Source organism: Rhodococcus shunpengi (assembly GCF_048381395.1).
Classification (GTDB): domain Bacteria; phylum Actinomycetota; class Actinomycetes; order Mycobacteriales; family Mycobacteriaceae; genus Rhodococcus.
Genome location: NZ_JBLWIU010000013.1, coordinates 59299 through 73691, shown reverse-complemented (window position 1 = coordinate 73691; position 14393 = coordinate 59299). Strand labels below are relative to the sequence as shown.

General features: G+C 67.2%; 14 protein-coding genes and 1 pseudogene. 4 read left to right on the top strand and 11 right to left on the bottom strand.

Annotated features, from left to right (window positions below):
* The first annotated feature begins 3 nt into the window (after window positions 1-3).
* Window positions 4-705 (top strand): M28 family metallopeptidase, encoded by a 702-nt coding sequence (locus ACNJ7K_RS10080; protein WP_455409083.1) that lies wholly within the window; start codon window positions 4-6, stop codon window positions 703-705.
* Window positions 706-766: 61 nt separating this feature from the next.
* On the opposite strand, the gene ACNJ7K_RS10075 is transcribed toward ACNJ7K_RS10080, so the two are convergent.
* The 7 genes from ACNJ7K_RS10075 to ACNJ7K_RS10045 all read right to left on the bottom strand — a co-directional run bounded on the left by ACNJ7K_RS10075 (window position 767) and on the right by ACNJ7K_RS10045 (window position 7494).
* Window positions 767-2437 (bottom strand): FG-GAP repeat domain-containing protein, encoded by a 1671-nt coding sequence (locus ACNJ7K_RS10075; protein ID WP_487041588.1) that lies wholly within the window; start codon window positions 2435-2437, stop codon window positions 767-769.
* 46 nt (window positions 2438-2483) lie between these two features.
* A complete protein-coding gene (locus ACNJ7K_RS10070) occupies window positions 2484-2936 on the bottom strand; it encodes a hypothetical protein (protein ID WP_487041587.1) in 453 nt (150 codons plus the stop codon).
* Window positions 2937-2947: 11 nt separating this feature from the next.
* The gene (locus ACNJ7K_RS10065; protein WP_487041586.1) at window positions 2948-4147 is read right to left on the bottom strand and encodes a S8 family peptidase; all 1200 of its coding nucleotides are present in this window, start codon (window positions 4145-4147) and stop codon (window positions 2948-2950) included.
* 203 nt (window positions 4148-4350) lie between these two features.
* A complete protein-coding gene (locus tag ACNJ7K_RS10060; RefSeq protein WP_159418281.1) occupies window positions 4351-4614 on the bottom strand; it encodes a WhiB family transcriptional regulator in 264 nt (87 codons plus the stop codon).
* On the bottom strand, window positions 4611-5234 hold the full coding sequence (locus ACNJ7K_RS10055; protein WP_059383450.1) for a LutC/YkgG family protein: 624 nt from the start codon (window positions 5232-5234) through the stop codon (window positions 4611-4613). The genes ACNJ7K_RS10060 and ACNJ7K_RS10055 overlap by 4 nt, the downstream gene beginning before the upstream one ends.
* Window positions 5231-6733: a LutB/LldF family L-lactate oxidation iron-sulfur protein gene (locus tag ACNJ7K_RS10050; protein WP_159418282.1), complete on the bottom strand. Its 1503-nt coding sequence runs from the start codon at window positions 6731-6733 to the stop codon at window positions 5231-5233. Before ACNJ7K_RS10050 ends, ACNJ7K_RS10055 begins: the two co-directional genes overlap by 4 nt.
* Window positions 6730-7494 (bottom strand): (Fe-S)-binding protein, encoded by a 765-nt coding sequence (locus ACNJ7K_RS10045; RefSeq protein ID WP_026060979.1) that lies wholly within the window; start codon window positions 7492-7494, stop codon window positions 6730-6732. The genes ACNJ7K_RS10050 and ACNJ7K_RS10045 overlap by 4 nt, the downstream gene beginning before the upstream one ends.
* 220 nt (window positions 7495-7714) lie before the next feature.
* Between ACNJ7K_RS10045 and ACNJ7K_RS10040 the strand changes: the two genes are divergently transcribed.
* Complete coding sequence (locus ACNJ7K_RS10040) at window positions 7715-9433, top strand: L-lactate permease (RefSeq protein WP_455409081.1); 1719 nt, start codon at window positions 7715-7717, stop codon at window positions 9431-9433.
* 26 nt (window positions 9434-9459) lie between these two features.
* Window positions 9460-10170 (top strand): FadR/GntR family transcriptional regulator, encoded by a 711-nt coding sequence (locus ACNJ7K_RS10035; RefSeq protein WP_085468243.1) that lies wholly within the window; start codon window positions 9460-9462, stop codon window positions 10168-10170.
* Here ACNJ7K_RS10035 and ACNJ7K_RS10030 read toward each other — a convergent pair.
* From ACNJ7K_RS10030 to ACNJ7K_RS10015, 4 genes are all read right to left on the bottom strand, one after another.
* Entirely contained in the window at window positions 10143-11411 is a 1269-nt protein-coding gene (locus tag ACNJ7K_RS10030; protein ID WP_487041585.1) for a glycosyltransferase family 87 protein, read from the bottom strand. The genes ACNJ7K_RS10035 and ACNJ7K_RS10030 overlap by 28 nt on opposite strands.
* A complete protein-coding gene (gene nhaA, locus ACNJ7K_RS10025; protein ID WP_455409080.1) occupies window positions 11408-12634 on the bottom strand; it encodes a Na+/H+ antiporter NhaA in 1227 nt (408 codons plus the stop codon). The genes ACNJ7K_RS10030 and nhaA overlap by 4 nt, the downstream gene beginning before the upstream one ends.
* Window positions 12635-13062: 428 nt before the next feature.
* Window positions 13063-13767, bottom strand: coding sequence for a universal stress protein (locus ACNJ7K_RS10020; RefSeq protein ID WP_059383455.1), 705 nt, complete (start codon window positions 13765-13767; stop codon window positions 13063-13065).
* 194 nt (window positions 13768-13961) lie between these two features.
* A complete protein-coding gene (locus ACNJ7K_RS10015; RefSeq protein ID WP_487041584.1) occupies window positions 13962-14273 on the bottom strand; it encodes a hypothetical protein in 312 nt (103 codons plus the stop codon).
* Here ACNJ7K_RS10015 and ACNJ7K_RS10010 point away from each other — a divergent pair.
* Window positions 14200-14382, top strand: a pseudogene (locus ACNJ7K_RS10010) (MFS transporter); the annotation flags it as partial. The gene ACNJ7K_RS10015 and the pseudogene ACNJ7K_RS10010 sit on opposite strands and share 74 nt — an antisense overlap.
* Window positions 14383-14393: the final 11 nt, after the last annotated feature.

Here is a 14393-nt window from a genome sequence, read left to right as displayed (position 1 = left end):
GACGTGACACGAGAAACAGGCGGCACGATGCCGCACCTCCTCGACACGGTCGTGTTCGAGGGCGCTACGAGCTCGAACGTGATCGCCGAGCGACCGGGTCGCGGCCCCTCGCCCAGGAGCGTCGTGGTGGTCACCGCTCACCTCGACTCCATCAACATCGCGGGCGGCCCCGCTGCTGCCGCCCCCGGAGCCGACGACAACGGTTCGGGCAGCGCGGGACTGCTGACGATCGCCGAGACGCTCGAACACCATGTGGCAGAGCACGATCTGCGTCTGATCCTGTTCGGAGGTGAAGAGCAGGGACTGGTCGGCAGCCTCGCCTACGTCGCCGGCCTGTCGACTGCAGAACGGGAGCGCATCCGAGGCGTCGTCAACATGGACATGATCGCCTCGCTCAATGCCCCGCAGCCCACCGTTCTTTTCGAAGGCGCGAGCCTGTCGCAGCACCTGATCGACGAACTTGCCCGGGCCGCCGCGACCTACACGACGCTGGCTGTGCAGACCAGCCTGCATCCGCTCAACAGCGATCACGTGCCGTTCCTCGAGAAGGGCATCCCCGCGGTGCTGACCATCGAAGGAGCCGACAGCACGAACGCGAACATCCATAGTGCGCGCGACACGCTCGATTCCATCGACTACGACCTCGCACTCGAGATCCTGCGCATGAACGTTGCTGCTACAGCACGCCTGCTGGGATCGGCATAGACGTGGATGAGGGGTTCCGGCCGGTGCGTCGCATCGGCCGGAACTCCTCGCTCGAGTACGGTCACGATCTGTGCAGCCACACTCCGGCGCTGCCGAACCCGATGATGTCGGCGCGACCGTCACCTGTGGTGTCCGCCAGGAACCGCGGATGCTGGTCGACCCGCCACCCACCGGCGTCGTAACCGAAGTTGGTGACGATCAATCCGGGCGCGTCGAACCCGCCGTTGCCCAGTGCCCGCGACACGTAGACGCCGGCATTGCCGAATCCGACGATGTCCGCCCGGCCGTCCCCGGTGGTGTCGGCCAGGAACCGCGGGTGCCGATCGATCCGCCATCCTCCGGCGCTGTAGGCGAAGTTGTCGACGACGCGCGTGACCGGCCCGTACGTCCCATCGGCTCGCGCCAGGGAGACATACACGCCCGCCTCGCCGAATCCGACGATGTCGGCCCGGCCGTCCCCGGTCGTGTCCGCGAGGAACCGTAGATGCCGCTCCACGCGCCATCCACCCGCGTTGTATCCGAAGTCGTCGACGACGCGCGTGACCGGCCCGAACGACCCGTCCGCCTGTGCCCGGGACACGTACACCCCCGCATCACCGAAACCGACGATGTCCGCACGACCGTCACCCGTGGTGTCGGCCAGGAACCGCGGATGCCGATCGGTGCGCCACGATCCGGCGTTGTACCCGAAATTGTTGACGGCGAGCTGCGGCGCCCATCCGAGGTGCCCGGGAGTGAAGCCGCAGACGGTGAACGTGTTGCCCTTCATCAGGCACGGGACGCCACCTTCGGCCGCGCAGTTCTCGCAGTTGCCGTTGACGAGTCCGTATCGTCCGAAGGCACCGCCGCACGTGCATCTGCTGTCCGCGTACTCGTCCGGGCAGCCGAAGATGTGCCCGGTCTCGTGCGCGAACACCCGGTCGATGTTGTCCGGGCCCCAGCCGTCGTTGTTGTAGTCCATGACGACCCGTGGCGCACCCGCGTACGCGAAGTGACCGAGTGGATACTTCGTGAAGAAGGCGCAGTAGGTCCAGCGGGTTCCGTAACGGCTGCGGATGTCCTCGACATAAGCACCCACGCCGTTCCAGTCGGCACTGTATCCCAGCGCGCCCATCGCCGGATCACGCCAGTGCGCCTCGAGGTCGGCGGCGGACGGATCCGCCGGCACACTCAGGTTCACGTTCTGGATGTCGTACGAGAAGGAAATGCCCGCCAAGGGGTTTGCGGTGGCGAGCCAACCCAGACCGTTCTGGACCTCGGCGACCACCTTCACCACCGCGGCCTCGGAGAAGCTCAATGCCGCAGTCGGTCCCTGAACGATGACGATGCCGACCGCCACCGACCCCTCGAGATAGGAACTCGTCGGTCCCGCTTCCTGCTGACTGTCGCGCTCTGCCACCTGGGGCGGGACGGGCACAACCGACGTGCAATCCCCCATGTCCCACTCTTGACCGTCGCGGGGTCGGTTCTCCTTCGCACGACGGTAGTCGGCGGATTGGCGCAGCCCTTGCGCCGCGAGGCCCAGTGTCTCGACCTCGGTGGGGTCGTCGACGAGGTCCCGCATGTCTCCGATCTCCGGGACGGATTCCTCCGCGGACTCCCCCGGAGCGGCAAGGATGGCCATCCGCCCGTAGCGGTGGATCGTTCGTTCCTGTGCCTCGTCGCTCGGATCGGCTGCGCGTACGTCGTCTGCACGCACGACGCGTTCCGTGATGTTCAGGTCGCCGGCCATGTCATGCTCCTGATGTCGAAAATGGTGTGCAAACCGGTCCGGTAAGTCACCGGCCGGGGATATCCGGCGGTTCGAACCCGGGAGTGTCCCAGTTCGAGCCCTCGCCGGGGCGCGTCTTCGGCGCGCATTGGGCGACCCAGGCGTCCACGAACAACTGTTCCTCGGGCGACAAACCGAGTGGTTCCCTGTCGGGGGTGGTGCCGTAGACACCGAGGATTCTTCGAATGTTCTCCCTCGCATCGGGATCCGTGAGGACGAGGAGCAGCCGTGGCCGGAGCAATTGGGTCACCGGGGCCGCTGCCTCGATGCCGGCAAGGGCCGCCTCGGCCTGCGCGGAGGCAAGGACGACCAGGTGCTCTCGGGGTGTTTCCACCATGGATGTCTCCCCGTCCTCCGAGGTGCCCCCTCGTTGCGGATTCGTGGCGTCGTGCGAGCAGGCCGTCACCGACACCAGGACTACGACCGACAACACCGCCAGGACGACGGAGGCCTTGCGCATCGGGTACCGACTCACGGTGCGGTGGCCAACCCCGCGCCTGCGTCGGTCTGCGGCAACGGCAGCACCTCGGCCCCGTCGACCAGCGTCTTCCAGAGTTCCTTCCCGGTCTTCGCTGTGCTCTGCACGATGAGCGCCGCCAATCCGGCCACGTGCGGCGTGGCCATGGACGTGCCGCTGATCGTGTTGTAGCGGTCCGGCATCGGCCACGACGAGTACACGTCGACACCGGGTGCGGCGATGTCGATCGCACCGCCCGGAACCACGGTGGCCCTGGCCGAGAACGCCGCCATCCTCAGGTCGGACGCCAGTGCCGCGACCGCCATGATCGACGGCGAGTTCGCGGGACTTCCGACGAATCCGGGGTCCGCCGGCCGACGAGCGTTGTTCCCCGCAGCAGCGATGATCAGCGTCCCGGCAGCCAGTGCGCGCTGTCCGACGGCCTCGTAGGCCATCACCGGTTGAGGAACGTTGGCGCCCAGAGACATCGAGACGACCTGGCACCCGTTGGCCAACGCCCACTCGATCCCGGCAAGGATTGTGGAGTCGGACCCACTGCCCTGATTGCTCAGCACCTTCCCGACGAAGATCGCCGCCTTCGGCGCGACGCCGTAGCCTCGCGCGTTCGGTAGATTCCTCGGTCCGCAGGACGTGCCGACACAGTGGGTGCCGTGTCCGTTCCCGTCCTGGACCGCCTGGCCTGCGATGAACGATTTGCTGATGATCGTCCGGCCCGCGAAGTCGGGATGGTTCAGGTCGAATCCGGTGTCGAGCACGGCCACCCGAACGCCGGAGCCATCGAACTGCGACGCGAGCGCACGGGTGGCCTGCAGACCCCAGGTGTGCCTGCGGCCGTCCGCCAGATGTGTCTCCATGGCGAGTGGTGCCGCCAGGGTATGGATGACATGTTCGGGTTCCACGGCCACGATCGCCGGATCCTGCCGCGCGACTTCCTCGAGCGATTCGACCTGCGACCCGTCGACCGCGGCGACAGCCACCCCGAGTCGTTCGAAGATGGTCGCGTCGGCGGATTCGAGTTCGTCGGCGGGTACCGCTTCCGGTCCCGTCTCGTCGCTGGACGCGATCGAGGTCACGCCGCCGATCGATTCGAGTGCGGCCACCCGTTCCTCATGGGTGCTGTCCTCGGTGAAAGTGATGATCTGCCGGCCCGTGGTCTCGGCTTCGACGGGGCCGTCGACATCGTCCGTCATCATGATGGTTTCCTCTGATCCGAAGGGTGACAAGAGATGCGGGAGAACCCCGCGGGATCAGTATGGGAACCGGCCGATACCGGCGCCTGCGTAGACGACTACCCCATTTCGACGGGGTGGGCCGCGCCGGCCGTGCGTAGCCGTTCTCGATTTCGGTGTTCCCGACCGCGCTCAGCGATGTCGGAAACACCGAAGATTGCGTGCGCTCAACGTTTCAGGTGTTGCAGCCGTTCGTGTTCCGACAGTCCACCCCACACTCCGTGCGGTTCGCCGCTGAGCATCGCGTGGGTGCGGCACTCGACCAGCACCGGGCAGTTCGCGCAGATGCGTTTCGCGACGACCTCGCGCCGCCTGCGGATGCTCGGTGGCTCGCCCTCCGGGGCGAAGAAGAAGTACTCGTCAGAGGTCCGGCAGTTGGCATGCTGTTGCCATCCGAGTCGTGGCCGGACACGCTCGGTCAGCACGGTCATCCGATCATCACCACCTCCAGGGTGCGGGGGCCGTGCACGCCCTCGACGCGTTCGAGTTCGATGTCCGACGTCGCGGACGGTCCACTGATCATGGTGATAGGCCGTTCCGGGACGAGCCGGGCCAGCGCTTCGGGCACTCCCACCTCGACGTCGCTCATCGCCACGACGCACACGTGCAGGTCGGGCACCAGCGTGAGCGCGCGTCGCCCCTGGTCGGGGCTGCCGTCGAGGAAGATCGTGCCCGTCTCGGCGCAGGTGACGGCCGAAGCGGTGACGACCCCGTCGAGATCACCGAGGTCGGCTGCGGGCCGGTCGATGGAGTCGACCACCACCTCGCCACCGAATTCCGCCAGCCACGACCGATCCAGGCCCTCCGGGATCCCGACGCGGCGCACCCCACGAGCCGTGAGGATCTTCGCCAGCACAACATGCAGATCCTCCGGTGTGCTTTCGTGCACGTGGGCCTTGTAGTCGACCAGCCGGTCGACCAGCAGCTCACGGCGTTCGGCGTCCGGCAGGGTGCGTCCGAGACGGTAGTCACGCGGTACCTCGACCGGTGTCGGCGGTGCCAGAGTCTGCGCCGAACGGATCCGGCCGAGAATCGCGTCGCGGCTGCTCATCGCTGCTGTCCTTCCTCGCGTGCCTTCGCGAGTGCGGCACGTCCTTCGTCGGAGGCCCACCATTGCCGGAAGGTCTGTTTCGGCGGGGCCGGCATGTCGCGAGCGTCGGTCCAGCCGGCGAGCGGACCGGGCAGATTGGTGATTCTCCCCTTCTTGCCGGCGAGGACGCGGCCGAGTCCGGCGGCCTTCTGCGCGGCCGTCCAGCGTCGAGAGGACGACATGGCCAGCGACGCGGCCTTCATCGCCGCGGCCTCGGGTCCGAAGCGGGCGTGTTCGACCTTCTGGTGGCGCAGTTCCACCAGCAACGAGGGGATGTCGATCTTGACGGGACAGGCGTCGTAGCAGGCACCGCACAGGCTCGATGCGAACGGCAGGCTGGCGTTGGGGTCGTCGGGTTGGTCCATCCCGGCCAACTGCGGGCTGAGGACGGCGCCGATCGGGCCCGGATAGGTCGAGCCGTAGGCGTGGCCTCCGGTGCGCTCGTAGACCGGGCACACGTTCAGGCACGCCGAGCACCGGATGCAGTGCAGCGCTTCGCGTCCGATATCGTCGGCGAGCGCGGCGGTGCGGCCGTTGTCGAGCAGCACGAGGTGGAATTCCTGCGGGCCGTCGCCGGGGGTGACACCGGTCCACATCGAGGTGTAGGGGTTCATGCGCTCCCCAGTCGACGAGCGCGGCAGCAGCTGCAGGAACACCTCGAGGTCGCGGAAGGTGGGCAGCAGCTTCTCGATGCCCATGACGGTGATGAGTGTCTGCGGCAGCGTCAGGCACATGCGGCCGTTGCCCTCGGATTCGACGACGACGAGGGTGCCGGTCTCGGCGATGCCGAAGTTCGCGCCCGACACCGCCACCGGCACCGTCATGAACTTGTGTCGCAGGAACTTTCGTGCCGCGGCGGCGAGATGGCGGGGGTTGTCGTCGAGGTCGGGGTCGACGTCCGGCATCTCACGTAGGAAGATCTCGCGGATCTCGGCGCGGTTGCGGTGGATGGCGGGCACGAGGATGTGCGAGGGCTTGTCGTGGCCGAGTTGGACGATGAGCTCGGCGAGGTCGGTCTCGTAGGCCGCGATCCCCTGTTCCTCGAGGTACTCGTTGAGCCCGATCTCCTGGGTGGCCATCGATTTGACCTTGATGACCTCGTCGGATCCCGTCTTCCGGATCAGCTCGGTGACGATGGCGTTGGCCTCGGCGGCGTCGGCCGCCCAGTGCACCACGCCGCCCCGCGCGGTCACCGCCTCCTCGAGCTGGGTGAGCAGTTCCGGGAGGCGGTTGAGCACGTCGGTCTTGATGGCGGCGCCGGCGTCGCGCAGTTGTTCCCAGTCGGGCAGTTCCCCGGTGACGTTCAGTCGCTTGGCGCGGATGGTGTGGGTGGCCTTGCCGATGTTGCGCCGCAACTGGGGGTTCGCGAGTTCCTGGTGCGCCGCGTCGGGAAACGCCTTGATACCGCGCAGATTTCCGGATCCTCGTGGCGGGACGACGGGCATACCGAGTGCGGTCACGCGGGCACTCCCTTGGGGGCGACGGCCGGTTCCACGGAGGCGAGGATCTCGGCGAGGTGGATGGTGCGGGTACCGGTGCGCAGTCGTGTGAGACCGCCACCTATGTGCATCAGGCACGACGAGTCGCCGGCGCTGCAGTATTCGGCGCCGGTGGCGGCGACATTGCTCAGCTTGTCGGCGAGCATCGCGGTGGAGGTCTCGGCGTTCTTGATCGCGAAGGTGCCGCCGAAGCCGCAGCACGAGTCGGCCTCGGGCAGTTCGACGAGGTCGATCTCGCGCACGGCACGCAACAGCTGGAGCGGCTTCTCCCCCACCCGCAGCATCCGCAACGAGTGGCAGGTGGGGTGATAGGTCACCCGGTGAGGGAAATACGCACCGACGTCGGTGACGCCGAGGACGTCGACGAGGAATTCGGACAACTCGTACGTCTTGGCCTTGACGGTGTCGACCCGCCCGCACAACGACGCGGAACCGTAACGGGAGGCGACGATTTCGTGCTGGTGACGGACGGATCCGACGCACGATCCGGAAGGGGCGACGACGGCGTCGATGCTGCTGTCGTCGAAGGCGTCGACGTAGTTCTCGACGAGCGGCAGCGCGTCGGGTTGGTAGCCGGTGTTGACGTGCATCTGGCCGCAGCAGGTCTGGCGTTCGGGGAAGACGACGTCGTGCCCGAGCCGGGTGAGGAGCAGGGCGGTGGCCGAAACGGCCTTCGGGAACATCGTGTCGCCGAGGCACGTCGCGAACAGGGCGATTCGCATGGAGATCTCCGCATCGGGGGTGTGGTCTGACCACATTGAACCACACGTTCCGGAGATCCGCCGCACATTTTCGGACAGTGACCGCAAATTCCGTCACGGGTCGACTGTGACGCGGACCATGGTGTACTTTCACGTGGTCTGACCACATCGGTCGAAATCAGATCCGCCGCCAACAGCGGCGCAACCACAGGAGTTTCGTGTGGCAACCCGGATATCGGCGGTGACATTCACACCCGCCACTGACGCCATCGCAGGCAGCCTCACCGCATCGGCTCTCGTGGGCCTTGCGCCGCTGCTGACCTTCTTCGTCCTGCTCGCCGGCTTCAAACTCAAGGCCTGGTATTCCGGACTCGGCGCCCTCGTCGTCGCTCTCGTCGTCGCGATCATCGGCTTCGACATGCCCGCGCCGCTGGCCGGCCTGTCCGCCCTGCAGGGTATTACCTTCGGGCTCTTCCCGGTGATGTGGATCGTGATCACTGCGATCTGGTTCTACGAACTCACCGTCGTCAGCGGCCGGTTCGAGGATCTGCGGCGCATCTTCAACTCGATCGGTCACGGCGACATGCGGATCCAGGCGATGCTCATCGCCTTCTGCTTCGGCGGCATGCTCGAAGCACTCGCCGGATTCGGCGCGCCCGTCGCTATCACCGGCGCCATGCTCGTCACCCTCGGCATGCCCGCCCTGCGGGCCGCGGTCACGGTCCTGATCGCCAACACCGCACCGGTCGCCTTCGGCGCCATGGCCATCCCGATCACCACCGCCGGCGCCCTGACCGACATCCCCGCCACCGAGATCGCCGCCGTCGTCGGCCGTCAGACACCGATCCTGGCTCTCTTCGTGCCGTTGTTGCTGCTCTTCCTCGTCGACGGTCGTCGCGGTGTCCGGCAGGCCTGGCCGATCGCACTGGTCACCGGCACGACCTTCGCGCTCGCCCAGTTCTGGTGCTCGAGCCACTTCTCGTACGAACTCACCGATGTCGTCGCCTCGCTCGCCGGTCTCACCGCCGCCGTACTGATGCTGCAGGTCTGGAAGCCGCGGACCCCCGAGGGCCAGCTCTCGCGCACCCGCACCGATACCATCGCGGTCCAGGCCGGCAAGGAGGGCCCCGGAGCCGCTCGTGCTCCGCAGCGTCCCGTCGCCGACGAGTCGCTGACCACCTCGCGCGTCGTCATGGCCCTGTTCCCGTACCTGCTGGTCATCACCGTGTTCGGTATTGCGAAGCTGTGGACCGTCGGTGTCGATCTGCCGGAGCGTCTCGCCGCCACCGATGTCAAGATCGAGTGGCCCGGCCTGTACGGCAATCTGCTCACAGGCAACGGCGACGCGTCGAGCAGCGCGGTCTACACCTTCTCGTGGTTGTCGTCGCCGGGAACACTGCTGCTGCTCAGCGGCGCGATCGTCACCCTCGTCTACGCGCGGTGGGACAGCGGCGGCATGTTCCCGCTGACCGTCCGCCAGGCCGTGGCCACCTTCGGCACCACCGTCGTGCGGATGAAGCTCGCCATCGCCACGGTGGCCACCGTCCTGGGCCTGAGCTACGTGATGAACCAGTCCGGCCAGACCGTCGCGATCGGCACGTGGCTCGCCGGCACCGGCGCGATCTTCGCCCTGTTCTCCCCGATCCTCGGCTGGCTCGGCACCGCCGTCACCGGCTCGGACACATCCGCCAACGCCCTGTTCGCCCGCCTGCAGCAGGCCGCCGGGCAGACCGCCGGCATCGACCCGACCCTGCTGGTCGCGGCGAACACCTCCGGTGGTGTGGTCGGCAAGCTGATCAGCCCGCAGAACCTCACCATCGCCGCCACCGCCGTCGATCAGCCGGGCAGCGAATCGGTGTTGTTGCGCAAGGTGATCGGCTACAGCGTCGCGATGCTCGTCATCCTCTGTGTGCTGGTCTACCTGCAGTCCACGCTGGTGTTGTCCTGGATGCTCCCCTGATCCGGAATCGACTAGGCTCTGAAGTCATGTCGTCGTCCGAGGGTCGTGCGTGGGAGCAGGTACTGAACCACTTGGAGCAGATGCTGGTCTCGGGAGAACTCGGCCCGGGCCAGCGTCTGCCCCCGGAGCGCACGCTCGCCGCACAACTCGGCGTCGGCCGGTCTTCGGTTCGTGAGGCACTGCGGGTGATGGAGGCCCTCGGGCTGCTCAGCACCCACACGGGGTCCGGGCCGAACGCCGGCGCGATGATCGTCTCGCGACCCACCGGCGGGATGTCTATGCTCATGCGTCTGCAGGTCGCGGCGCAGAACTTCCCGGTCTCCGACATCGTCCGCACACGTCTGGTACTCGAGACGGAAGTGATGCAGACGCTGGCCAACCGGACCCCGGCACCGGAACTCACCCCGGCCGAGGAACTGCTGGACGCGATGGACGATCCGGAGTTGGCTGCACCCGAGTTCCTCGTTCTCGACGCCCAGTTCCATGTCGCGATGGCCGACGCGGCGGGCAACCTCGTCGTCGCGGCGATGATGGCCGGTCTGCGCGACTCCATCGAGAGCTACGTCCTCGCGGGCGCACCACACACCGATTGGCCCGCGACCTGCGTGCGGCTGCGTCACGAGCACCGCGGTCTCGTCGACGCGGTCCGCGCCGGCGATGCCACGCTCGCCCGCAAGCGCATCGTCGAGCACATCCGCGGTTACTATGCTCAGAGTTTCGGCGCCGACGCGTTCTGACGCCCTGTCCGAGCGATGTCCACCGAAGGGTCTGTGACCGGTTCGGGGACGCGTGCGGATCGTCGGCGATCGACCAGCACCGCGAATATCACGATGAGCAGCAGCGACCAGCCCAGTGTCGGGCGCATGTACTCGGCGTACCGGCCCGCCTGCACCCATCTGCCCGAATACCATTCGTCGGCGCTGAGGAAGCCGTACACCGCCAGCCATGCCGGCCAGTTCCGCATCACGGACTGCGGCAGGACCACGCTCATGAGCAACGGGAACAGCAGCATCGAGTAGTACATCTGCCCGAGCGAACCGAGCAGAAACGATGCGGTCATCAGCACACCGGCACCGGTGACGACGAAGAACACCTCCTCGTGCCGGTGGTAGCGGTGGAGCAGATACAGCGTGGCCGCGGCGAGGAACGCGAAACCGATGCGCAACGCGACGATCAGGGGTTCGGGCAGACCGTAATAGGTGCCGTTGCCGGTGATCGAACTGTTGAAGTAGTCGCGGGACTGCAACAGATACGGAACGGTGCGTTCGACGAACTGCCACGGATCCGCAGCCCACGGCCACGCGAGTGCGGTGAGCCCGACCGGCACCGCTGCGGCGGTCAGGAGAGTCTTGCTCTGGCGGCGCAGCACGGGAAGCAACAGCAACGGCGCGAGAATCGGTTTGATCGCGAAGGTCACCCCGATCGCGGCGCCGGCCCAGAGGTCCCGCCGCGCCAGCAACAACGTCAGGAACGCCATCTGACCGAGTAGGACCACACCGTTGATGTTGGTGAACACCAGGGTGTTGATCACCGATTCGGACGCGAAGGCGACCGCCACCGCGATCGGGAACGCCGCCGATCGTGCCATGTACCCGAACATCCGCACGACCAGGTACACGGCAACGAGGACGGCCGCCGCGTTGACCCCGATGAACGCCCATCGTGAGACTTCGTGTTCGAGGGCCGCGAACGGTGCGATCAGCAGCGAACCCGACGGCGGGTAGAGGTAGTGCGGGTCGACGTGTTCGTACGTCGCTGTGTAGACCGGTTCACGGTTCCAGAAGGCGACGGCTGCGCGGTAGACACCGGTGAAGTCGTCCGTGCGTGCACCGTCGACGGCGAGGATCACCGTGCGATGGACGACGAGCATCACGGCGACCGGCCAGAAGACGCACTTCAGCAGGGCCTGCGGTGACCGCACGGTCGGCTGGACCCACCACGGCCGACCGTCCCGACCGCGATCCGAGGTATCGATCATCGCTGATAGACGTCGGGAATCCCGTCGCCGTCCTCGTCGACCTGCTCGGCCGCCCTGATCGTGCGGTAGGCACGGTTACGGGCGACGAGAACAGTCGAGGCCAGAGCGGCGCTGAGCAACGATCCGCACAGCACGGCGACCTTCACGTGATCGGCCGCGACGGTTCCTGCACCGTAGGCGAGATCGCCGATGAGCAGGGACACCGTGAAGCCGATACCGCCGAGCAGGGACACACCCAGCACGTCCACCCAACTCAGCTCGTCGTCGAGATGTGCTCGGGTGAAGCGCGCCACCAGGTAGCTGACCCCGAAGATCCCGACGACCTTGCCGACGACCAGACCGGCGATCACCCCGGCGGAGATGGGATCGGTGAGGGCGTTCGCCAGGCCGGTGAATCCTCCGACGGTGACGCCGGCGGCGAAGAAGGCGAAGACCGGCACGGCAATACCGGCGGACAGCGGCCGGATCCGGTGTTCGACGTGCTCGGCGACCGGAATCGTGCGGTCCCCCACCTGCCGGGCGACGGGAACCGCGAAGCCGAGCAGTACACCGGCGATGGTCGCGTGCACACCGGATTCGTGGACCAGCCACCAGGTCACTGCAGCCAACGGCACCAGGAGCCACCAGGAACCGAAGCCGCGTCGGAGCGCGATGCCGAACAGCGCCAACGGGATCAGCGCCCCGCCCAGGTAGAGCAGGTTCACCTCGTCGGTGTAGAAGACCGCGATCACGGTCACGGCGAGCAGGTCGTCGACCACGGCGAGGGTGAGCAGGAACGTTCGCAGCGCCGACGGGAGATGACTACCGATGACGGCGAGAATCGCTACGGCGAACGCGATGTCGGTCGCCGTCGGGACCGCCCATCCGTTCAACGCGTCGGCGCCACCACGAAGATTGATGACGGCGAAGATCACGGCCGGGACGATCATGCCGCCCAGGGCGGCGGTCACCGGCATGGCGGCACGCCGCAGATCCCGCAGACTGCCTTCGACGAATTCCCGTTTGAGTTCGACGCCGACGACGAAGAAGAACACGGCGAGCAGGCCGTCGGCCGCCCAGGTGCCCAGGGTCAGGTCCAGGTGCCACGATGCCGGACCGATCCGGGTCTCCCGCAGGGCATGGTAGGAATCCGACCATCCTGTGTTCGCCCATATCAATGCGATGACGGCGCCGATGAGCAGCAGGACACCGCCGACGGTCTCCTTGCGGAGGATCTCCGTCACACGGCGTGTGTCCTGCCATGTTCCGCGCGAGAGGAAGGGGACTCCGGAGAAGATGTTCGGCATCACAGGTCCTCGGAATTCTCGACGGCACGCGGTGCGCGAACGGGGACCGGCCGGGGCGGATGCAGCCGATCCGCATGGGCGGCAGGACGTTCCGATCCCCGGAGTGGGATCGGGTACCGAAAACTATGGCATCCCTGCGATTTCGGTGTCGGACGCCGACACGCGGCCGGGAGGCCGATGCGACCTTCGGCGCTGCGGTGGACGTGCTCCGCGAGGGTGCCGGTCACTGCGCCGGCTGCAGGGCTCGGGCGGGACGGGTGGCGACGGGACATATGGGTACAGACACGGGTCCTCCGGTTCGACGACGTAATTACTTCTGCCGACCAGACTTCCCGGCGCACCGAGATCGACCATACCGTATCGGGTCAGGTCGACGCGGTGCCCGTCACATTCTCCTCGGGAGCGACCCGAACTGCGACCGTGGGTTCGTTCGCACCCGCGTCCGGCGAGACGACGGTGGGATCGACGACGAGCACAGGCACATGAGAGTGTCCGATGAGGTATTCGGCGACGCTACCGAGCATTCGGGAGGACATGCCTCGTCCGCGGCGTCCCACGACGAGAACGTCGGCGTGGTGTTCCTCGGCGAACCAACCCAGGCATCGACCGGCCGGGCCGGCGAGGACGGCATATCCCACCGAAATATCACCCATCGATTCGACGGCCTGCTCGAGTCGTCGTCGCACCGTGGCGAGGAGCTCGGAGTCGGGATCGCCGGCGTCGTCGTAGGAGATCACGACAACGAGTTCGAGCACTCCTCCGGCCGGGCCGAACAGTCGTCGCGCCGCGTCCAGCGCATGCTTGGCCTCGGTGGATCCGTCGTAGCCGACCATCACGCGGAGTCCGCCTTCATCGGCCTCTCCGGCGTGCTGCCGGGCCACCGTCGTCACTTCGACGGGCCGGGGAACACGCTCGATGCGCTCGAAGGCGATGGGGACGAACAGCGGTCCGAGGATGACGGCGATGATCGTCCAGCGAGGGTCGTGGCCTCGACGTGCCATCCACAGACCGGTCACGAGTCCTGACAGCACCCATACGACGAGGAAGGCAACGAAGACGGCCCAGTTCATGGCGTACCCCCAGGTGCGTGGGCCGAGAAGAGGTGTACCGCTGCGTTCATGTCCCCTCCGGGGTCGTCGAAGAAAGCTGTTCCCGCCGACCAGACTTCCCGGCACACCAGGGGAGACGATACCCGACCCGGCCGCGTGATCTCACCTGTTCCGAAAGGTCTGCGCGCGGAGGACGTCGCCGCGAGATGGCCCCGTCAGCGTCGTTCCGGGCCCCCTGCGGCATCCGGCCGATCACCGTCCTGCAACTGCCGGATGGCGTCGACCAGCGGCGCGAGGACGGGTTCGGCCGCGGCTTCGTCGAGCGCCTCCCGCAAGGCGGCGTTGCGGGTGGGCCGGGCCTCCTCGAGCAGGCGCCGGCCGGCGTCGGTGACGTCGGTGTAGATGCCGCGGCGATCGGTGGGACACAGATAGCGCGACAGCAACCCGCGGTCCTTGCAGAAGCACGTCCTCGACCATGCGCACGGCGCCCCGACCCTGGCGTCCGCCGCCAACATCGGTGCCTTCAATCTCGGCAACGCTCTGGCCGCCTGGCTCGGCGGCATGGTGATATCCGCCGGATTCGGGTACACGGCACCCAACGCCGTCGGGGCCGTCCTGGCCGCGTCCGCTCTGATCCCGAACTACGC

Coding starts and splice junctions, on each gene's coding strand:
- ACNJ7K_RS10075 (WP_487041588.1), bottom strand. CDS start 2,437: ATGGCCGGCGACCTGAACATCACGGAACGCGTCGTGCGTGCAGACGAC.
- ACNJ7K_RS10070 (WP_487041587.1), bottom strand. CDS start 2,936: ATGCGCAAGGCCTCCGTCGTCCTGGCGGTGTTGTCGGTCGTAGTCCTG.
- ACNJ7K_RS10065 (WP_487041586.1), bottom strand. CDS start 4,147: ATGATGACGGACGATGTCGACGGCCCCGTCGAAGCCGAGACCACGGGC.
- ACNJ7K_RS10060 (WP_159418281.1), bottom strand. CDS start 4,614: ATGACCGTGCTGACCGAGCGTGTCCGGCCACGACTCGGATGGCAACAG.
- ACNJ7K_RS10055 (WP_059383450.1), bottom strand. CDS start 5,234: ATGAGCAGCCGCGACGCGATTCTCGGCCGGATCCGTTCGGCGCAGACT.
- ACNJ7K_RS10045 (WP_026060979.1), bottom strand. CDS start 7,494: ATGCGAATCGCCCTGTTCGCGACGTGCCTCGGCGACACGATGTTCCCG.
- ACNJ7K_RS10035 (WP_085468243.1), top strand. CDS start 9,460: ATGTCGTCGTCCGAGGGTCGTGCGTGGGAGCAGGTACTGAACCACTTG.
- ACNJ7K_RS10030 (WP_487041585.1), bottom strand. CDS start 11,411: ATGATCGATACCTCGGATCGCGGTCGGGACGGTCGGCCGTGGTGGGTC.
- ACNJ7K_RS10020 (WP_059383455.1), bottom strand. CDS start 13,767: ATGAACTGGGCCGTCTTCGTTGCCTTCCTCGTCGTATGGGTGCTGTCA.